Below are 20,464 nucleotides of genomic sequence, written 5' to 3' on the forward strand. Positions count from 1 at the left end.
CATCCCGCTTCGCTTGTTCGAGGCGACGCATTTGTCGTCGCGGCTGAGACGTAAGGTGGGACCATCGGGTCGCAATACGCACGCGCGGGTAAGTGGTTACCCCGGCGTAAGGGAGGATGACGTGACGGATGCCATGGAAAACTGCGGTTTCATGACCGCGCTGCGGGCGATCGAGGGCAAGTGGAAGGTCGATATCCTCTGCGAACTCGGCAAGGCCGCGCGCCGCTTCGGCCGCCTGCGTCAGGCGATGCCCGCCATCAGCGAGAAGATGCTGGCGCAGCAACTGCGCGAACTGGAAGCCGATGGCCTCGTCAGCCGCACCACCTATCCGGAAACGCCGCCAAAGGTGGTCTATTCGCTGACCAAACGCGGTGCCGCGCTGAACGTGGCGGCGGATGCGCTCTGCAAGTGGGGCGAGGAGTTTGGCGACGACGCAGGGCAGGTCGAGGCGAGGGCGGTTGCGGTGGGCTGATCGCCGCGACGTCGGCGTGGCCGTGGGCGGGCTCACTTTCGAGCGGCGTTGGCGCCATGATGCCGCCCGCCACAGCCCCGATGTGTTGTCCGGGCCGTTGGAGCCGCGATCTTGGCGGCTGCAGCCCCGTCCATCTCTGCTCGTCACAGGGATCCCGTACCAATGCGGCCGCACGGCGGAAAACTGCGGTGGCTCGTTCCGGCAAACTTTTTGGCAGTAGGCCCTTCGCGCCGCAGACGCGGCGCTGCTGGACTCCTGTGACAGGCACAGCAATGAGGGCGGTCGGGTAATCCCGGCACGTCTTCGGCCAAGGTGGTTCGCTGCGAGCCGATTTCATAAGAGCGCCGCCGGTTACCGTCGTCACGCCCAAGCCACGATTTCTGCGGCTGCATCATCTCCACCCGCATCTCTGTGCGTGTCACAGAGATCCAGCTGCCGCGCGTCGGCGCGGCAGGAGATGCCGAGCCAGCGCACACAGGCGCTTTGGTTTGCCGACGCATCCCCTCGCGCCGCAGATGTGGCGCGAGGAGGGTCCAAAACAAGCGCCGGGTCGAGGGCGGTGAGGCTGTGGTCGTAGCGGAGAACCGCTACTTCACCACCACATGGCGCTTCTTGCCGAGCGAGAGCCGCAGCGGGCGCCCGTCGACGGTCAGCAGTCCGTCGCCATCCTCGATGACCTCGCCGTCGATGCGGACACCGCGGCCTGAGATCGCCCGCCGCGCTTCGCTCTTCGATGCCGCCAGCCCGGCCCGGACGAGCAGGTCGATCAGCATCACGCCGGCAGTGCGCTCGGCGTCGTCGAGTTCGACGGTCGGCAAGCCCGCGGCGGCTTCGCCTTGCCCGAAAGCCTGCCGCGCCGTCTGCTGTGCATGATCGGCCGCTTGCCGCCCATGCACCAGTGCCGTCGCCTCGTTGGCAAGCCGCTCCTTCACCGCATTCAGTTCCGCCCCCTCGGCGCGACCGAGCCTTTCGATCTCGTCGAGCGGCAGTTCGGTGAACAGCTTGAGGAAGCGCACCACGTCGGCATCCTCGGCGTTGCGCCAGAACTGCCAGTAGTCGTAGTGCGACAGGCGGTCTTCGTTGACCCAGACCGCGCCTGCCGCCGTCTTGCCCATCTTGACGCCCGAGGCGGTGGTCAGAAGCGGCGTCGTCATGCCGAAGACCTCCGCGCCCTCGATCCGGCGCAACAGATCGACGCCGCCGACGATATTGCCCCACTGATCGCCGCCGCCAAGCTGCAGCCGGCAACCGGTGCGGCGAAACAGCTCGAGGAAATCGACCGCCTGCAGGATCATGTAGTTGAACTCGAGAAAGCTCAGGTTCTCCTGGTGCTCCAGCCGCGACTTGACGCTGTCGAAGGAGAGCATGCGGTTGACGGAGAAATGTTTGCCGACATCCCGCAGCATGTCGATCCAGGCCATCCGGTCGAGCCAGTCGGCATTGTTGACCATGACAGCATCGGTCGGGCCGTCGCCGAAGGTCAGCAGCCGCTCGAACACTTTCCTTATGCCGGCGACATTGGCCGCGATTTCCTCCTCCGACAGCATCGGCCGCGCCGCCGAGCGAAAACTCGGATCACCGATGCGCGTGGTGCCGCCGCCGATCAGCACGATCGGCTTGTGACCGGCCTGCTGCATCCGCCGCAGCGCCATGATCGGCATGAGATGGCCGACATGCAGACTGTCCGCCGTCGCATCGAAACCGGCATAGACCGGCACGACGCCGGCCGCAAAGGCGCCGTCGACGCCCGCAAGATCGGTCACCTGGTTGATATAACCGCGCTCGACCAGCGTCCGGGCGATCGCCGAACGCGGCTCAAAGGCATCGGTGGGGCTGTCGGAATGGGTCATCGGTACTCTCCATGGCTATGCCGCCAGGGAGCACTGAACAAAACAAAGCCGCCTGACGGCGGCTTGTTTCAAGGCATGATCGAAACGCGCCGCTCCCTATGGAGACGTCGCATAATAGGTGGCAGCGATGAGCGCGGTCTTGATCATGCGGTGGTTGTAGCGGGGATTGGGGGAGGCGGCAAGGCCAAGGTTCCCTGCGCCACCGTGAGTACGTCGGAGTTGGCCGGGGCGCTCTCCGAGAGTCTTGACGATCGCAGAGTATTGTGCCCGGCCGACCGTCATCTCAATCAACTTTTTCTAAAGCTTCCACCGGCCGCCGAAGTGAGCGACAACGAACAACAGGCTGAGCTGCATCGTCTTGAAGGCGCCATAACCTAGCGCCGAGATTATCAAATAAAACAGGATTTGGTGTTCGGCGACGGTAAGCGTGTGGTGGCCGGGCAGTTCACCTGCGATGAAACGCGATATCACAAAGCCGGCGAAGACTGGCCCGATTAACAACATGCCGACAACGGCAGCGGCGCTTCCCCATCGATCAGTTCGCGGAGATTGTTCTCAGCGTTCGTCATGCAAACCACTCCATCGAAGTTCTACCTCACCGCCCCGGGCGCCCGGTCTTCCCCTTCGTCCGACCCTTCTGCCGCTTTTGGTCTGCCGGGTCCTCATACGACCCGACACCCGGTTTCGCCCGCGTCAGGATCGGTTTTTCCGGGACGTGGCCGATGACAGGCTTTTCGGTGCGGCCGACGGTCATTTCGTCGAGGGTGTTCCGGCGGAACAGCGATTTGTCCGCGCCGGCGGGTGTCGCGACGTCGCGGCCCATTTCGTCGAGGTCGGGCTTGCGGAACAGTGGGGTCTCCGTGTCCGTGCCTGGGCCCATGTCGTCGAGGGACGGCTTCTGAAATAGGGATTTGTCGTCGGTGGATTTGGATCCTCGGGTCGAGCCCGAAGATGACGTCGAGGAGCCGGACCGCTTGCCACCCTCCTGCGACCGTGCCTCTTCCCGTGCCATCGGGTCGTCCATCGCGGCCAGCTCGGCGGCCTTGAGGCGTTTGATCTCGTCGCGCAGGCGCGCGGCCTTTTCGAAGTCGAGGTCGGCGGCGGCGTCGCGCATCTGTTTTTCCAGCGCGTTGAGGTGCGCCTGCAGGTTGTTGCCGACGAGGTGGCCGCCGTCGGCGAAACCCTTGCCGGCGACGCCGGAAATGTCGGCGCGGACGTGGTCCTTCTCGTAGACGCTATCGAGGATGTCGGAGATCTTCGCCTTCACCGATTCCGGGGTGATGCCGTTGGCCTCGTTATAGGCCATCTGCTTTTCGCGGCGGCGGCTGGTTTCGTCCATGGCGCGCTGCATCGAACCGGTGATCTGGTCGGCGTAGAGGATGACCTTGCCGTCGACGTTACGGGCGGCACGGCCGATGGTCTGGACCAACGAGGTCTCGGAGCGCAGGAAACCTTCCTTGTCGGCATCGAGAATGGCGACGAAGCCGCATTCGGGGATGTCGAGGCCTTCACGCAGCAGGTTGATGCCGACGAGCACGTCGAAAGCGCCGAGGCGCAGGTCTCGGATGATCTCGATGCGCTCCAGCGTGTCGATGTCGGAGTGCATGTAGCGCACGCGAATGCCCTGTTCGTGCAGGTATTCGGTGAGGTCTTCGGCCATGCGCTTGGTGAGCACGGTGACGAGCGTGCGGTAGCCGGCGGCGGCCGTCTCGCGGATTTCGCCAAGCACGTCGTCGACCTGGGTTTTCGCCGAGCGCACTTCGACCGGCGGGTCGATCAGGCCGGTCGGGCGGATGACCTGTTCGGCAAAGACGCCGCCGGATTGCTCCAACTCCCAGCTGCCGGGCGTCGCCGAAACGGCGATCGTGTCGGGGCGCATTGCGTCCCATTCCTCGAAGCGCAAGGGGCGGTTGTCCATGCAGGAGGGCAGGCGGAAGCCGTATTCGGCCAGCGTCGCCTTGCGGCGGAAGTCGCCGCGATACATGCCGCCGATCTGGCTGACGGAGACGTGGCTCTCGTCGATGAACAGCAGCGCGTTGTCGGGGATATATTCGAACAGCGTCGGCGGCGGCTCGCCGGGATTGCGGCCGGTCAAGTAGCGCGAATAGTTCTCGATGCCGGCACAGGAGCCGGTCGCCTCCAGCATCTCGATGTCGTAGCGGGTGCGCTGCTCCAGCCGCTGCGCTTCGAGCAAGCGTCCGCCCTTTTCCAGCTCGGCGAGGCGATGCACCAGCTCTTCCTTGATCGCCTTGATGGCGCCGTTCAGCGTCGGGCGCGGGGTGACATAGTGCGAGTTGGCGTAGATTTTTACCGATTTCAGGTCGCCGGTCTTCTGGCCGGTCAGCGGATCGAACTCGGTGATCGCGTCGATCTCGTCGCCGAACATGGAGATGCGCCAGGCGGCATCCTCCAGGTGGGCCGGGAAGATCTCGATGGTATCCCCGCGCACGCGAAAAGAGCCGCGCTGGAAGTCCATGTCGCGGCGCTTGTACTGCTGCGCCACCAGGTCGGCGAGCAATTGCCGCTGGTCGAGCCGGTCGCCGACGCTCATCTGGAATGTCATGGCGGTATAGGTCTCGACCGAGCCGATACCGTAGATGCAGGAGACCGAGGCGACGATGATGCAGTCGTCGCGCTCGAGCAGCGAGCGGGTGGCCGAGTGGCGCATGCGGTCGATCTGCTCGTTGATCGAGGATTCCTTCTCGATGAAGGTATCCGAGCGCGGCACGTAGGCTTCCGGCTGGTAATAGTCGTAGTAGGAGACGAAGTACTCGACCGCGTTATCCGGGAAGAAGTTCTTGAACTCGGAATAGAGCTGGGCGGCGAGCGTCTTGTTCGGCGCGAGGATGACGGCGGGGCGCTGCGTCGCCTCGATCACCTTGGCCATGGTGAAGGTCTTGCCCGAGCCGGTGACGCCGAGCAGCACCTGGCTGCGCTCGCCGGAGTTCAGGCCCTCGACCAGATCGGCGATCGCCGTTGGCTGGTCGCCGGCCGGCTGGTAGTCCGACGCCATGCGGATTTCGACGCCGCCCTCGGATTTCGGCGGCCGGGCAGGGCGATGTGGCGTCCAGAGCTTGCCGTCCTTGAACAGCGGGTTGCCGCTTTCGATCAGCGCCGAAAGCGCCTCGACGGTGGCGGTGACGCCCGAGGTGGAGGTCAGTTTGGCGGCGTCTTCCAGCGAGACGTCGAGGCCGGCCACCGGATTGAGGCCGGCGGCGGCGCGGGTCTTCGGGTCGGTCGAACCGCCCATGGAGGTGCCGCGCGCCGACTTGCTGCCAACGATCTCGACCTTGCCTTTCTTGCCCGCCTTCTTCGGCACCGCCTCGTCATCGGCGCCTGCTGCCTTGCGCGCCGCCTTGGAGGCGGCGATCTCCACCGTCTTGCGGTGCTTGCCGGCCTTGGAGGCGATCTGGCGTTGGGTTTCGAAGGCCGAGGCTTCCGCGTCCGCCTCAAGCTGCTTCACCCAGTCGGAAACATTGCCGGAAAGCGGCGTGCCTGACAAAGGCGCCTGCGGCGCTTCTTCGAAACCGGACGGGGTGGAGGGCTTCGGCGGGGCATTCTTCGGAGCTTTGGTCATGGCGGGGAATATGGAGAGAGTCCGGCCGAAAGTGAAGAGGCGAGGGAGTACAAAAGGGCAACATTTCGCCCCGGTTGCCGAAGTCGATTCCGGCGCCGTTTGCGCCTTGAATCGCGGGCTTCAACCGAGGCGGGTCGGATTCCTGTCGCATTGTAACCCTTACGGTTGCGCGCCTGACGCAGCGTTACCCCGATTGGGCGAGAAGACAGCCAAGCCTGCCGCGTGATAACAATAGTTCTTTGGAGGGTGCCATGTTCTGCTTGCGTGGTGCCGCACTTGGGCTTTGTGCCGTGGTCCTTGGTCCGATGTCCCTGTTTGCCGCCGAACCGGTCGGCAAGGCAGTGGAGATCCGGACAGCGGTCAACGGTGCGCGGGGTGCGATTGCGGTCAGAGACCCTGTCTACAAGAACGAACGGATATCGACATCGAAGTCCGGGCTCGGGCAGTTCGTCTTCGAGGACGGCACCAAGCTTGCCGTCGGCTGGGGGTCTTCCGTCGTCATCGACAAGTTCGTCTATGACGACAAGAAGTCGGTGAAGAAGCTGACCATCATGGCCGCCAAGGGCACGTTCCGCTGGATCAGCGGCAAATCCGGCCATTCCGCCTATGAAATCGTCACGCCGGCCGGCACCATCGGGGTGCGCGGCACCGCCTTCGACTTCTTTGTCGGCCCGGATGGCACCACCGCGGTGGTGCTGCTCAGCGGCGCGGCGGATTTCTGCGGTCCAGGCGGCTGCCGGCAGCTGACGCAGCGCTGCGATTGCGTTGTCGCCAAGCCTGGCCGGAGGGCCACCGAACCGAAACGGGTCAGCCGCACGACGTTGAAATCCCTGGGCAATGCCCAGGCGCTGCCGTTCCTCTCCGGAGGTCAACGCCTGTCCGGAGCGATCGGCTGGGTGGGCGGCGGTTGCGGGCTGCGCGCGGCGCAGTTCGAGGGCACCACCCGTACCATCCCAGAGCAACCGGCTCGCGTTGAAGAAAAGCCGCGTGAAGAGAAGCCGCCGCCGGAAGAAAAGCCCCGGGATCCGGGCCCGCAGCCGGAGAACCCCGGCGATCCCGGACCGCAGCCCCAGAACCCGGGCGATCCCGGCCCGCAGCCGCAAAACCCGGGTGATCCCGGGCCGCAGCCGAACAACCCCGGCGACCCAGGACCGCAAGATGGCGGTGGCGGCGATCAACCGAGCCAGGATCAGGGGACGCAGGATCAGGCCCCAAGCCACGATTGAAGGGGCGGCGAAGGCTTTGCTGGCGCGCGCCTGATCTCAAAGCCGAGCCGGTGCGCCTCGCCGCCTTCCTCTGGTGAGCCGTGTTTCTTGAAAACTGCTCTGAATCAGAAGGCTGCGGTCGTTTCCGCATGTGCTCCGTGAGGTGGCTTTCGGCTGCCGTTGGCAAGCTCATTCGGCAGGACGCTTGGTATTCTCGTCGGTCGTCTGGGCGAAATGGTCGGCGCGGCGGCCGATCCGGGCGTAGAAACCGGCGAGTGCCGGCGTCAGCGCCGCTGCCTTCAGCTTGGCGGCGTTGATGATGCTGCGGCTGGTCTGCGTCCGAGCGCCGAGTGCGGCGACCAGCCGATCGTGCAGGCCGCGCAGATCCGCGAAGGCGGGCGAGGCAGCGAGGTTTTCGTCGCCGGCGACGGCATAGACCCGCGTTCGCGTCGTCTTGCCCTTGAGCCCGAGGGAGCCGGCGTCGAGCATGGCATGGTCCGGCAGAGCCTGGGCGGTCGCCTCGGACACCAGAATGTCGATGTTGACGTCCTTGCAGGCCGCTTCGATGCGCGCGGCGATGTTCACGGTGTCGCCGACGGCGGAATAGTTGAACCGCGTCTCGGCGCCCATGTTGCCGACGCAGGCAAGCCCGGTGTGGATGCCGATGCCGATGCGCACTTCCTGATCGGCGCCGAAGCCGAAGGCATTGTCGGCATTCAGCCGCGCCAGCGTCTCGCGCATGCCAAGCGCTGCACGCACTGCCTTTTGCGGATGGTTGGCGACGTCGACCGGCGCATTCCAGAAGGCCATGATCGAATCGCCGATGAACTTGTCGAGCGTGCCCTCGTTGGCCAGCACATGCCGGCTCAGCGCATCGAGCAGCGTGTTGAGAAAGGCGACGACCTCGGTCGGCGTCATGCGCTCGCTCATTTCGGTGAAGCTGCGCACGTCGACGAACATCACGGTGAGTTCGCGATCGTCGCCGCCGAGGCTGAGGGCATTGCGCGTATGCTCGATGCGGTAGAGCAGCGACGGCGAGAGATAGCGGCCGAAGGCCTGCCGCACCTCGCGGCGTTCGCGATCGGTCACCAGGAAGCGGTAGGCGGTGGCCGCGAAATGGGTGATCGAGGCGGCGAGGATCGGCGCCAGCGGATCGAAAAGCCGTCCGCCATAGTAGAAGGCGATCCAGGAGGCGACGAGCGCCAGCGCCGTCACCGCCATGCCGCAGACGAGTGCGACCACGGGGCTGACGAAGGTGGTGAGCAGCACCAGCAACGTTCCGGCGAGCGCGATCGAGAGGATTTCGAGCCCGTTCGCCCAATCCGGGCGCGAAAGATAGCGACCCGACAGGATCTGCTCGACGATCTGCGCGTGGATCGAAACACCGGGCACGTTCTGGCCGAGCGCGGTGGTGCGCACATCCTGCAGTCCGGCCGCCGAAGTGCCGATAAAGACGATGCTGCCTTCGATGCCGGCGCGGATATCCGGCGAAGGCTCGCCGTCGGCGAGAATGCGGCGCGCCGAGATATAGCGTTCCGTCGTGTCCGGCGTGACATAGAGCCAGACCTCGCCGGTCGACATCAGCGGTACGACGAAGTCGCCGATCTTGACGGCGGTCAGCGTGTTGGCGACGTCGGGTGCGGCTGCCAGCACATAGGTCGAAGCACCCTGGGCCACCCGCAGGGCCTCCATGGCCAGGCTCGGATAGAACTGCTGGCCGTCGCTCAGGAATAGCGGGGCGGTGCGCACCACCGCCGAGGACGAGCCGGGATTGAGGCTGATGTGGCCGAGGCCGGCGGCATTGGCCTCGAGCTGCGGCCTGAGCGGCGTCGCGGCCCGCAGGCGTGGCGGCGCTTCGTTGGCGCTTTCGCCGGTCAGGGCAAAGCCGGCCTTGACCGGCGGCAGGTAGCTGCCCTCGTTGGTCAGGCCGAAGCCGAGAACCACGGGCTTGTCGCGGATCGCCTCGGCGAAGATCTCGTCATTGTCCGGCAGGGCGGCAAGGAAGGACGGATCGACACCGCCGACATCGCGCACCACGGTGCGCGGCGACAATCTGTCCGGCTCGGCAAAGAGCACGTCGAAGGCGATCGCGGCCGCACCCATCTCGCTCAAGCGGTCGGTCAGCTTCGCCAGCCGATCGCGCGGCCAGGGCCATTGGCCGAGCTCGCGCAGCGACGCCTCGTCGATGTCGATAATCTTGACCGGCATGGGCTCGAAGCGGCGCGGCGCAATGCGCTGGTATTCGTCGAAGGTGACGTCGCGCGCCTGGCGCAGCAACTGCGGATCCTGGGCGCGCAGAATGGTGAAGAACGCCACCACCGTCATGCCGATCAGAACCCCGAACAGTTGCGATCGTGTCATGGCGGCCTACGGAACCATGGGCAGGCCCGCCTTGACGAGCCCGTCATTGAAATGCGCGTGGTCGGCAGGATCGACATAGGCGGTAAAGAAGCGCCAGTAGCGCGGCACGTCGTTCGGTGCGTTGGCGATCGCTTCCGGAAGAAGCTTGCGCGCCTCATCGATGCGGTCGAGCTGGCCGAGACAGGTGATCAGCATCACCAGGTTGAAATAGGTGCGGCGCAAAAGCAGCGCCCGTTCGGCGCAGCGCAGGGCTTCGTCGTAGTTGCCGAGATGGTAGTGGGCGAGCGCCATGCGGTTGAGGAAGAGATAGGTGAGCGGATCGTGCGGGCTCAGCCGCAGCGCCTTGTGCAGCGGGTCCAGCGACTCGGCGAAGCGGCCGATATAGATGCGCGCCCAGCCGAGCGCCATGTGGGCGAGCGCGAAGTTGGAGTTGATGTCGATCGCCTGTTGCGCTTCCTCGACCGCGGCGTGCGGCCGCTGGGCCGCGAAGTTGGCGAGACACATGACATAGTGACAATAGGGGTCGTGATCGTCGATCACCACCGCGCGCGCGGCCTCCGCCTGCAGCTCGGCGCTGTCGCGGTCGATGTCCTTGCTGAAGCCGAAGAAGCAGCGGGCAAAGAGCGAGCGGGCGAGCATCATGTGCGCGCGGCCGAATTCCGGATCGAGGGCGATGGCGCGGCGCTGCCATTCGATCGCCTCGTCGAAATGCGCGGCGGAATCCTGCGCGTTGTGCAGCAGGGTGCCGCGCATGTGGCATTCATAGGCGCCGAGATTGTCGGTGCCCCGCAATTGCGCGCGCCGGTTTTCGCCGATCAGGATCTCCGGCTCGATTGCCGCGACCACATGCTGGGTGATTTCGTCCTGAATGGCGAAGAGGTCGGCGAATTCACGCTCGTAGCGCTGTGCCCAGAGGTGGTTGCCGGTCTCGGCCTCGATCAGCTGGCCGGTAACGCGCACGCGGGAGCCGGACCGGCGCACGCTGCCTTCGACGATGTAGCGCACGCCGAGATCCCGGCCGATCTGTTTGACGTCGACGGCGCGGCCTTTGTAGGCGAAGGAGGAGTTGCGCGCGATGACGAAGAACCATCGGTAAAGCGACAGTGCGGTGATGATGTCCTCAGTCAGTCCGTCGGCGAAGAAATCCTGCTCGGGATCGCCGGACATGTTGACGAAGGGCAGCACCGCAATCGATGGCTTGTCGGGCAGGGAAAGCGGCATGCCGGGCAAGTCGCCGCCCGCCGGGTTCTCGCGCCACTCGACGCGGTGGACCAGGACCGGACGCGGTATGTTCTTCAGCGCGCGCTCGCCGAGGCGCTGCATCGGAAACTCGAGCTTGCCTTCGATCTGGTCGTGGAGCGCGCCGGAAATGCAGATGTCGTTCGGCTGCGCCACCTGCTGGAGCCGGGCGGCGACATTGACCCCGTCGCCGAGCAGATTGCCGCCGTCGACAACCACGTCGCCGAGATTGAGGCCGATGCGGAACTCCATGCGCCTTTCTGGCGGTAGGTCGGCATTGCGGCGCTGAAGGGTTCGCTGGATGGCGACCGCCGCCCGCACGGCCTGCACGGCGCTCTGGAATTCCGCGACCAAGCTGTCGCCGGCCGCGCCGAAGACGCGGCCCCCGTGCTCCGCAGCAAGGCCGGAAATCGTCTCGCAGTAGGTGGCCAGGGTCGCAAGCGTGCCTTCCTCGTCGGTCGCGACAAGGCGACTGTAACTAGCGACATCGGCAGCAAGGATCACGGCGAGCTTCCGTTCCAAGGCGGCGGGCCCCTCCTGCGGCATCTGGTCAGAAGGAAATTAAGCGTAACTTAAATTAGAAAGTCCGAGAAGCGTAAATCGCCCTGATCGGGCCTGAAGACGCTGCTCAATGCGTAAAAATGCTCCACGCGGCTTCTACGCGAGATTGTACTCGCCGGTGCTTCCGCGGAGCGGCCGATTGTGCAAGGTTCGCGGCCTTCATGCCGCCGCGCTTGGTTCAGGCCGGCAACCTCTATCGCGCTCGGGATCAACAGTGATGGCGCCTTTTTCCATTCGCCGGCTCACCTCCAGTGATGCCGAGGCCTATCGGGCAGTTCGGCTAGACGGCCTGCTGAAGCATCCTGAAGCCTTCGGTTCATCTTACGAGGATGAGGCCAGCCGGCCGATCGAGGTCACAGCGGAACGGCTTGATAGCGGCTTCGTCCTCGGCGCCTTCGATAGCGATGAAAAGCTCATGGGTGTTGCTGGCCTCGCGATCCAGACGGCGACAAAGGCAAAGCACAAGGGGACCCTCTGGGGCATGTACGTCTTGCCGGAGGCACGAGGAACCGGGCTATCGCGTTTGCTCGTCGACGGGATTATCGCCGAAGCGCGGGGCAAGGTGGAGCGGCTGTTGCTGACAGTCGTCTCGTCGAACGCCGCTGCCCTCAGCCTCTACCGGAAGGCGGGATTTGTCGAATACGGCCTGGAACAGCGCGCGCTGCGGGTCGACGATGCCTATTTCGACGAGATGTTGATGGCGTTGCCGCTTTAAGCGGCGTGGCGGTCAGCCAGGGAACACGCAGCGGGGTCGACGCGGCGCTGTGCAGCGGTAGGATGGCGCCACCATGCCGCTGATTCGACCCACACGCGAAAGCGACCTTTCTCTTCTGCCCGCCATCGAGCGCTCCTCCGGCGAGGTGTTCCGCACCGTCCCCGAGCTTGCCTGGATTGCCGACGACGACGTGCAATCGGCAGAAGCTCATCGCGAATTCCTGCGCACCGGACTATCGGTGGTAATGGTCGACGCCTCCGATCGGCCGATCGGTTTTCTTTGCGCTACGGTTGCCGACGATGCCATGCACATCTGGCAGCTTGCCGTCGAGGCGGAACGTCAGGGGCAGGGGCTTGGGCGCACGCTGATGCTGGCGGCAATCGCGCATGCGCGCGTGACGTCACGCGCCGCCGTCACGCTGACGACGTTCCGCGATCTTGCCTGGAACGAGCACTTCTATCGCAAGCTCGGCTTTGTGACGCTCGATGCGGGCGAACTCGATCCGCGTCTTGCCGAAATCCTTGCCAACGAGGCGGCGCACGGGCTGCCGGCAGAGCGGCGCTGTGCCATGCGGCTGAAGTTCGTCTGAGGGCGCAAGCCAGCATTCCGGAAAGCCGGCGCTGAAAGAAGCTCGCTCGGGCGCGGTTGTGGCCGCGCTACCGTCTGATGGCGACCACCTGGCCGCGTGCGAACTGCGAGACCCTGACGCCGCCGGACTGGTTGCCGCCGATCAGCTGGGCCGTCGATTTCGACAGCATGGACAGGATGCCGACGTGATAGCCGCGGCCGGTGCGCACGACGACGACGTCGCCGGGACGGGCATAGGAGAGCTTCACGGGCGCGCCAAAACGCAGCCAGGAACGGGCGATGCCGAAACTCTGCGGCGGACTGCGCCCGGCCTTGCGGGCGACCATGCCCATGAAATGGCCGCACCAGGGGGTGCGGGCCGGGTTGATGCCGAGCGCTGCACGAAGGGTCTTGTTGTTCTTGACCTCGTGCAGGCCCTTGTATTGCTGCGCCTGGGCAAGCATGCCCGCATTGGCGAAATCAGGTGTCAGTAGCGCGACATAGGCAGCCGCAAGAAACGCCAGGACCTTCATGGTCAGGTCTCCTTGACAAGTTGCTTGGTGCGAACGGTCGGGGCGGCCTGGCAATCGCCGGCATGGCACCCGGTTGCTCAACGGTTTCCAATGTTGGGCGGGGAGATATCAGCGGACGCGCGCGTGCAGGCGTTGAAAAACGCCGCATCGGGCACGTCGGCGAACCGCGGCAAAACGCGGAGCCAGCTTCACGGCAACTGCCGTTTCGAAGTGTGGTATTCCCCTGTCTGCCCCGTCGGGCAGCAAAGCTTCATTCACCATGCGCCGGTGCAAAATTGTGGCAAAACCCGTAAAATATTAGGGCAGGGATTGCTAATCGCCGAAATAGCTGATGCGAAACGGCGATTCGCCGCATCAGACATCAAAAAAATAGTGGGTCGGTGCCTTCCAAGGCAGGTCTTTACGCCGGAGAAGCGGCGGCACTTGCGCGCCTACGGGGCGGCGGCGCATCGTCACAGCGTGATTCGCACGCCGAGGTTCTTCATGTCGTTCACCCTTTCTCCGGCCTATCTCTGGCCCGTTCTTCTGCTCCTGATCTCCAACGTCTTCATGACCTTTGCCTGGTACGGGCACCTGAAGTACACGTCGTCGCCGCTTTACATGGCGATCGTCGCCAGCTGGGGCATTGCCTTCTTCGAATATTGCCTGGCGGTGCCGGCAAACCGCATCGGCCACCAGGTCTATTCGGCGGCCCAGTTGAAGACGATGCAGGAGGTGATCACGCTGATCGTCTTTGCAGCCTTCTCCGTCTTCTGGCTGAAGGAGTCGATCGGCTGGAACCATCTGGTCGGCTTCGCGCTGATCGCGGCCGGTGCTTCCTTCATCTTCAAGGGCTGACGCACCCCCAACGGACACAAAGAAAAAGGCAGGGCGTAAACCCTGCCTTTTCAGCGAAAAGCGGTTTGTCGTCGGCGTTGCGGTAACTACATCACCGCCGCCACGGCCGGGGCCAGATGCGGCCAGACTTCGACTGCGCCGCGATAGATCATGTCGAGCGCGACATAGAGGATGATCACGAGACCGATATAGGCGATCCAGTGATAGCGGTTGAGCAGCCGGGCGATAAAGCCGGCGGCGATGCCCATCATGGCGATCGAAAGCGCAAGGCCGATTACCAGGATCGTCGGATGTTCGCGGGCAGCGCCGGCAACAGCGAGCACGTTGTCGAGCGACATCGAGACGTCGGCGACGACAATCTGGATGGCCGCCTGCATGAAGGTTTTCCTGGGCGCCTCGGAGCCTTGTCCGCTGTCGCCCGCAGCGTTTGCTGCCTGCTGTTCGCGAATTTCGCGCCACATCTTCCAGCAGACCCAAAGCAGCAGGATGCCGCCGGCGAGCAGCAGGCCGATGATTTCGAGCAGTTGCACCGTGACGCTGGCAAGCGCGATGCGCAGCACCGTGGCGGCGATGATGCCGACGAGAATGACCTTCTTGCGTTGGTCCGTCGGCAGGCCAGCGGCGGCAAGACCGATCACGACGGCGTTGTCGCCGGCGAGAACGAGGTCAATGACGATGACTTGAAGAAGCGCCGCCAGGCCGGCAGCGGTAAAGATTTCCATGATGCAACAGTCCCCCGACCTGCATATGCGAGATATAGATATGACTAACGGATAAAGCACTGCCGTGCCGCTGGATCAAGACCACTGGACGGAAATCCTCAACGACGGCCCTGCCGCGTCTCAATCGAGAAGATCGAAAGCCCGGTACATCCAGACGAGCTGGTAGGCGACGGCTGCGACGACGAAGACCGCGTGAAAGCGGCGGCTCGGGGTCCAGGCGGCGGCAATGCAGAGCAGGATGTAGGCGGCGTTGCGCGCCGGGTACTCAAAGCCGTAGGACGCGAAATAGGCCTTTCCCTTCAACGCGGTGTCGACGAGATCGACCGCAAAGGCAAGCGCCAGGGCACCAAAGAACCAGGCCCGGCGCGACATGAAATAGTGTTCGTAGTCGCTGTAGTCGTCGAGCGTCGTTGGAAACAGCATGACGCAGAGAAAGAAGAAGACGCAGCAATAGAGGACGACGAAGAGGTAGACGCTGACATCGATCACCGCCAGCGAGTGCAGGTGGAACTCCCACCACCAGAAGTGCACGAGGAAGACGAACATGAACAGGACCCAGCCAAGGTGGATCCAGTAGACGCGCGTCTTGCCGGGATGCTGGACGAAGAGTGCAATGCCGCTCAAGAGCCGAGCGAGACTCAGGCTGACGATCATGCCCATGACGACGCGGATATGCGAGAAGATCTCCGGGTCGGTATGGGCAGGCTCCATGCGCCGCGCTCCTATTCTTCCGCCGGCACCGGCTTCGGTTTGCCGTTCTCGTCGAGCGCGACCATCACGAAGATCGCGTCCGTCACCTTTTCCATCAGATGCGAGAGATAACGCTGCGCCCAGGCTTCGACCTTGAGCGTCATCGAGGTGCGGCCAACCTTGACCACGTCCGTATAGATGCAGAGCGTGTCGCCGATCTTGACGGGCAGCGCGAAGGCCATTTCCTTGACCGCCGCCGTCACGACGCGGCCGCGGGCGCGTTCTGCCGCGCGGATGCCGCAGGACAGGTCCATCTGCGCCATCACCCAGCCGCCGAAGATGTCGCCCGCCGCATTGGCATCGCCCGGCATGGCGAGCGTGCGCAAGGTGAGTTCGCCGGTCGGTCTCGTCTGTTCGGTCATGCAGCCTGTCTCCCTGTTGGAGACAAGATGTAACCCGAGCGCACTTGTGGAGGGAAGACCCCGCTGCCGCACAAATGCCGGCAACGTCCTTGAGGTGCCGGCTCGTTATACTTTCGCAGGGGGTGAATGAGGAATGCCAAATTTAGGGGTTCCTCGTTAGGAGCTTTGCAAAGACCTCATCCTAACCTGCAGGTTCTGGGAGTGCCTGCCGGCTATGCCGCGGCGCCAGGATTTGGGGCGGCGCGGGGAGCGCCGAGGGGCAGGGGATTGGCAATGAAGAAATTCAGGATTTCGGCGCGTCTCTACGCGCTGGTGGCATTCGCGCTTTTGACCATGGCGGCGGCGCTGACCTTCGGTCTGTTCCAGGCGCAGGAAAAGCTCGTCGGCGAACGAAAGGCGATGCTTGCGGCGATGGACGAGAACGCGATCGCCGTGTTCGACGCCTATCACAAGCTGGAAGTGGCCGGCACGCTGCCGCGCGAGGAGGCGCAGAAGCGCGCGCTCGAAGCGATCAAGGCGATGCGCTACCAGGGCAGCGGCTATTTCTGGGTCAACGACATGCATCCGACCATGATCATGCATCCGATCAAGCCGGAGCTCGACGGCAAGGACCTCACCGAAAACAAGGATCCCAACGGCAAGCAGCTCTTCGTCGAGTTCGTAAAGACCGTCGAAAAGAGCGGCCAGGGTTTCGTCGACTATTACTGGCCGAAGCCGGGTGCAGACGCGCCGGTGCTGAAGTATTCGCACGTTGCCGGCTTCAAGCCCTGGGGCTGGGTGGTCGGGACCGGCGTCTATGCCGACGACCTGGCGGCGATGTTCCGCGACCGCGCCTGGCAGGTTGCCGGCATTCTTGCCGCCGCCGCTCTTGCCATCCTGATGGCGGCACTGGCGATCGTGCGCAGCGTCGTCAAGCCGGTCGAAAAGCTGAAGGCGTCGATGCGGGCGATCGCCGACGAAGATCTGTCCTCGGAGGTGCCGGAAACCGACCGTGGCGACGAGATCGGCCAGATGGCCAAGGTCCTCGTTGTCCTGCGTGACTCGGTGCGCGAACGGCTGGAGTTGCGCTCGCGTGAGGCAGAACAGCAGGAGCGACTGAGTTCCGAGCGGCGCGGCAACGAGCAGCGCCAGCGGGCGACGGCTGAGGCGCAGGCCGAGACGATGGAAACCGTTGGTGCGGCGCTCGAACTCCTGGCGAGTGGCGACCTCACCGCCGAGATCAGCCATATCGCGCCGGAATACGGCAAGCTGCGGGACGACTTCAACACGGCCGTCGCAGCCCTTCGTGATGTCATCGGCTCGATCTCGCATTCGACCGAGATCGTCACCGCCAGCGCCGGCGATATTTCCGAAGCGGCAAACAATCTTTCCCGCCGGACGGAGCAGCAGGCAGCCGCCCTTGAAGAGACGGCCGCGGCATTGGACGAAATCACCTCGACGGTTCGCCATGCCTCCGAACGGGCAAACGAAGCGCGTGAGATGGTCGACCGGACCAGGACCAGCGCCGCAAAGTCCGGCGGCATCGTGCGCAATGCCATCGACGCCATGGGGCGCATCGAAAGCTCGTCCGGTCGCATCGGCCAGATCATCGGCGTCATCGACGAGATCGCCTTCCAGACGAATCTGCTGGCGCTCAACGCCGGGGTCGAGGCAGCGCGCGCCGGCGAGGCGGGCCGCGGCTTTGCCGTCGTCGCACAGGAAGTGCGCGAGTTGGCGCAGCGTTCGGCCGGAGCCGCCAAGGAGATCAAGGAACTGATCGGCGCCTCGGTGCGCGAGGTCGGCGCCGGCGTCGATCTGGTTCGCTCCACAGGCGAGGCGCTCTCGGAGATCGAGGCGCAGGTCAACCGGGTCAACGAGCAGGTGGCGTCGATCGCCACGGCCGCGCGGGAGCAGGCGACCGGGCTGCAGGAGGTCAATGTCGCCGTCAACAGCATGGACCAGATGACCCAGCAGAACGCGGCGATGGTGGAGGAAACCACGGCGGCGAGCCAGACGCTGGCGGCCGAAAGCCGCGAGCTGAAGTCGCTGCTGACGAAGTTCCGGCTGCAGCCTTCAGGCTCGCACGCGGGTTACGGCCGCGCCGCCTGACGCCACAGGTTTGTCGATTGCGACCCGCGCGCTACGCCGCGCGGGTTTTCCATTCGGGGTCGGCCGCAATGCTGTCGCAAGGATACGCGTTTAGGTGCCGCCGTCGTCACACCGGTTGTCGTGCACGGAGACATTCTCCGTCTTGACCTCAGCACCGCCGGGGATAGATACGCGAGAAGCGGGAGGTGTTCGACGGGGCGTCGCTCCGGTTGCCGGCCGCTGCACCAGAGGGGACACCATGGCACTTCTCAAACTACTTCTGACCCGGCCGATCGCGCTCATGATGCTGGCGCTCGGGTTTCTTTCCGCCTGTACCGTCGTCGTCGACGAGCCGCGGCCGGGGCCGAGGCCCACGCGCCCGCAGGCCTGCACGATGGAATATGCGCCGGTTTGTGGCGAGCGCGGCAATCGTATGCGCAGCTTCCCGAACTCCTGCCAGGCGCGCGCCGACGGCTTCAACGTCATCCACCGCGGCGAGTGCCGTCCGGACTATCGCCCGCCGGATCGCGAGCCGCAGGCCTGCACGATGGAATACAATCCGGTGTGTGGCCAGCGCGGCCGCCGCACGCAGACCTTCTCGAACGCCTGCCAGGCGCGTTCCGAGGGCTTCCAGGTGATCGGCCGCGGCGAATGCCGCAGGGAGGACGACCGTCCATCCGAGGGCCAGTTCTGCACCCGCGAATATGCCCCGGTCTGCGGCCAGCGTGGCAGCCGCATCGAAACCTTCTCCAACGCCTGCGAGGCGGGCGGTGCCGGTTTCCAGATCGTCCATCGCGGCGAGTGCCGCTAAGGCCTAAGCGATCACGCCTTCAGCATGCGAGCCCGCGTCCGACGAGGACTCTTTTTTGTCGGTATGGATGGACCATTCGCAGCGCGGACACCCCATTTCCAGCGGTTGGCGCGCAAGCCTTCGTTTACCGTATTTGAATAAAATGCCAGGCAAATCAGGCTTTTTGTCCGCTGTGCCCGGTTTGCGACACAGGCAAAAGGCAGCAATTGCAGGTGCTGTAGCAACCATTGCGTGCCAATTGAACGCGGTGGCGGCGGCAGGGGCAGCGGGGCGATGACGGTGGTCTTTTTCGGGCCGCCTGGAGGAAGGCGCAGTTCGGTATGGCCTATGTTACTCGTCTCCATCGCCCGCTGACGGCGCTCGTTCTTTCGTTTTCGCTCGTCACCTGCTCGACCGATGACGCGCTTTCGCCGCCCGGCCGCATCGATGGCGGGGCGCGGGTCGGGTCGATCGGGCCGGTTCCTGTCGATGCCGTGCCGGCAGAGGAGGTGGCCGCCTATCCGGCCGCCACGCAGCCCTCGACCTTCCAGACCAATCCGCAGCACGCGGCGCCTCAGCAGACGCGCCGCGCGCTTCCGATGCTCGATAGCGACGAGGCGGTGGCGACGGGCGCGCAGCCGGCAAGCGCCGGCTCGAGCGCTATTCCCCAAGAGGGCGTCAACATGGATGCGATGCTCGGCGTGGAGCAGCCGGTGGTGGGGCTTGCGGAAGAGCAGAGCAACGACATTGCCGAGGGCAATGCCAGCCAGCCGGTGGTCGGCGGCATTGGTGACGAGAATGTGCGCCAACTCGGCGGTGCAAACAGCGCCGCGCCGGCCGAAGCGAACCTTGGCTATGACCCGGATCTGCCGCCGCTGTCGCCGGACAAGATGGCCGCCGAACAGGCGCAGCGCGCCCGCGCCATGGAACAGCAGCGCCTTCAGCGCACGCAGGAGCCGCAGCAGGTCGCCTTCCTGCCGCGCGCCAACAATCCGATGTCGACGCCCGAATATACCGGCGCGATGCCCGGTTCCGAGATTGCTTGCCGCCAGCGCCTGAAAAAGCTCGGCGTCACCTTCCGCGACATTCCGCGCATCAGCAACGGTCCGTCCTGCGGCATCGACTATCCGATCGAACTCAGCGGGCTGTCCGGCGGCATCGGTGTGAAGCCGGCGGTCAAGCTCAATTGCGAGGTGACCGAGGCTTTCGCGAAGTGGGTGAAGTACGAACTCGCCCCGTCGTCACGCTACCGCTACTGGTCCGGCATCAAGACGATCAAACCGCTTGGCGGCTACTCCTGCCGTACGATGAATTCGCGTCGCGGCAATCCGATGTCGGAACATGCGCGCGGCAACGCCATCGATGTCGGCAAGTTCGTGCTGAAGAACGGCAAGGAAATCGACGTGCGCAAGAAGGGCTTCTTCGCCTTCCGCGAGAAGGCGTTGCTGAAGGCCGTGCGTTCCGACAGCTGCAAGTACTTCAACACCGTACTCGGCCCGGGCAGCGACCCGTTCCACAAGGACCATTTCCACTTCGACCTGAGGACGCGCAAGACCGGCTATCGGCACTGCGATTAGGTGTTCAGCCGGTTGGCACCAGTGGTTTCCAGCTGCCGGCTATCGAAGCTCGGAAGCCGGCAAAAAAAGAGGCCGGCGGGGAGGCCGGCCCAACGACCGGAGCAAAAGGGGGAGGCTCCGGCCTGCAAATCACGAGCGCAAATCAAAGGGCGATGTTGCGGCCCGCGCGATGCAAACTGATCGAAGAGCGTCACGGTTTCGTGACAGCTGGGCGTGATTGCTGTGGTCGGCCGAGCAAATCTTGCGCCGGCTTTTCGTTCGAGTGCGTTCCTGGCCGGC

The 20,464-nt window shown here is 64.6% G+C and carries 16 protein-coding genes; 8 read left to right on the forward strand and 8 right to left on the reverse strand.

The genetic code is table 11. The annotated features are described in order from the left end of the window. Positions 1-121 precede the first annotated feature (121 nt). The gene (locus IB272_RS08965; RefSeq protein WP_226020687.1) at positions 122-472 is read left to right on the forward strand and encodes a helix-turn-helix domain-containing protein; all 351 of its coding nucleotides are present in this window, start codon (positions 122-124) and stop codon (positions 470-472) included. A 587-nt stretch (positions 473-1,059) separates the two neighbouring features. Here IB272_RS08965 and tyrS read toward each other — a convergent pair. Beyond that, positions 1,060-2,322 carry a tyrosine--tRNA ligase gene (gene tyrS, locus IB272_RS08970; protein ID WP_192444323.1) on the reverse strand — a complete coding sequence of 421 codons (1,263 nt, stop codon included), beginning with the start codon at positions 2,320-2,322 and terminating at the stop codon, positions 1,060-1,062. A gap of 595 nt (positions 2,323-2,917) precedes the next feature. Next, on the reverse strand, positions 2,918-5,899 hold the full coding sequence (gene uvrB / locus IB272_RS08975; RefSeq protein WP_192444324.1) for an excinuclease ABC subunit UvrB: 2,982 nt from the start codon (positions 5,897-5,899) through the stop codon (positions 2,918-2,920). A 305-nt stretch (positions 5,900-6,204) separates the two neighbouring features. On the opposite strand from uvrB, the gene IB272_RS08980 reads away from it, so the two are divergent. Then, a complete protein-coding gene (locus IB272_RS08980) occupies positions 6,205-7,125 on the forward strand; it encodes a FecR domain-containing protein (RefSeq protein WP_246713209.1) in 921 nt (306 codons plus the stop codon). 168 nt (positions 7,126-7,293) lie between these two features. Here the strand turns inward: IB272_RS08980 and IB272_RS08985 are convergent, their stop codons facing one another. After that, positions 7,294-9,465, reverse strand: a complete 2,172-nt coding sequence (locus IB272_RS08985; RefSeq protein WP_060600916.1) for an adenylate/guanylate cyclase domain-containing protein — start codon at positions 9,463-9,465, stop codon at positions 7,294-7,296. Between the two features lie 6 nt (positions 9,466-9,471). Beyond that, positions 9,472-11,226, reverse strand: coding sequence for an adenylate/guanylate cyclase domain-containing protein (locus IB272_RS08990; RefSeq protein ID WP_192444325.1), 1,755 nt, complete (start codon positions 11,224-11,226; stop codon positions 9,472-9,474). Positions 11,227-11,482: 256 nt separating this feature from the next. Between IB272_RS08990 and IB272_RS08995 the strand changes: the two genes are divergently transcribed. Both IB272_RS08995 and IB272_RS09000 read left to right on the forward strand, forming a co-directional pair. After that, complete coding sequence (locus IB272_RS08995; RefSeq protein WP_113294157.1) at positions 11,483-11,980, forward strand: GNAT family N-acetyltransferase; 498 nt, start codon at positions 11,483-11,485, stop codon at positions 11,978-11,980. Positions 11,981-12,053: 73 nt separating this feature from the next. Then, positions 12,054-12,569, forward strand: coding sequence for a GNAT family N-acetyltransferase (locus tag IB272_RS09000; protein ID WP_113294158.1), 516 nt, complete (start codon positions 12,054-12,056; stop codon positions 12,567-12,569). A 67-nt stretch (positions 12,570-12,636) separates the two neighbouring features. On the opposite strand, the gene IB272_RS09005 is transcribed toward IB272_RS09000, so the two are convergent. After that, on the reverse strand, positions 12,637-13,080 hold the full coding sequence (locus IB272_RS09005) for a TIGR02594 family protein (protein WP_034795245.1): 444 nt from the start codon (positions 13,078-13,080) through the stop codon (positions 12,637-12,639). A 483-nt stretch (positions 13,081-13,563) separates the two neighbouring features. Here IB272_RS09005 and IB272_RS09010 point away from each other — a divergent pair, with 483 nt between their 5' ends. Next, the gene (locus IB272_RS09010) at positions 13,564-13,917 is read left to right on the forward strand and encodes a DMT family protein (protein ID WP_034795307.1); all 354 of its coding nucleotides are present in this window, start codon (positions 13,564-13,566) and stop codon (positions 13,915-13,917) included. Positions 13,918-14,003: 86 nt separating this feature from the next. Here the strand turns inward: IB272_RS09010 and IB272_RS09015 are convergent, their stop codons facing one another. From IB272_RS09015 to IB272_RS09025, 3 genes are all read right to left on the reverse strand, one after another. Beyond that, on the reverse strand, positions 14,004-14,639 hold the full coding sequence (locus tag IB272_RS09015; RefSeq protein WP_060600905.1) for a TerC family protein: 636 nt from the start codon (positions 14,637-14,639) through the stop codon (positions 14,004-14,006). Positions 14,640-14,759: 120 nt separating this feature from the next. Continuing rightward, a complete protein-coding gene (locus IB272_RS09020; RefSeq protein ID WP_060600902.1) occupies positions 14,760-15,350 on the reverse strand; it encodes a hypothetical protein in 591 nt (196 codons plus the stop codon). 11 nt (positions 15,351-15,361) lie between these two features. Continuing rightward, positions 15,362-15,751 carry an acyl-CoA thioesterase gene (locus IB272_RS09025; protein WP_043626011.1) on the reverse strand — a complete coding sequence of 130 codons (390 nt, stop codon included), beginning with the start codon at positions 15,749-15,751 and terminating at the stop codon, positions 15,362-15,364. Positions 15,752-16,024: 273 nt separating this feature from the next. Between IB272_RS09025 and IB272_RS09030 the strand changes: the two genes are divergently transcribed. From IB272_RS09030 to IB272_RS09040, 3 genes are all read left to right on the forward strand, one after another. Beyond that, on the forward strand, positions 16,025-17,839 hold the full coding sequence (locus IB272_RS09030) for a methyl-accepting chemotaxis protein (protein WP_060520659.1): 1,815 nt from the start codon (positions 16,025-16,027) through the stop codon (positions 17,837-17,839). A 238-nt stretch (positions 17,840-18,077) separates the two neighbouring features. Further along, positions 18,078-18,629: a Kazal-type serine protease inhibitor domain-containing protein gene (locus IB272_RS09035; protein ID WP_034795236.1), complete on the forward strand. Its 552-nt coding sequence runs from the start codon at positions 18,078-18,080 to the stop codon at positions 18,627-18,629. Positions 18,630-18,949: 320 nt separating this feature from the next. Next, positions 18,950-20,185 carry an extensin family protein gene (locus IB272_RS09040; protein WP_192444326.1) on the forward strand — a complete coding sequence of 412 codons (1,236 nt, stop codon included), beginning with the start codon at positions 18,950-18,952 and terminating at the stop codon, positions 20,183-20,185. Positions 20,186-20,464: the final 279 nt, after the last annotated feature.

The sequence above is a fragment of the Ensifer sp. ENS08 genome (assembly GCF_014852195.1).
In the GTDB taxonomy this organism is placed as follows: Bacteria; Pseudomonadota; Alphaproteobacteria; order Rhizobiales; family Rhizobiaceae; genus Ensifer; species Ensifer adhaerens.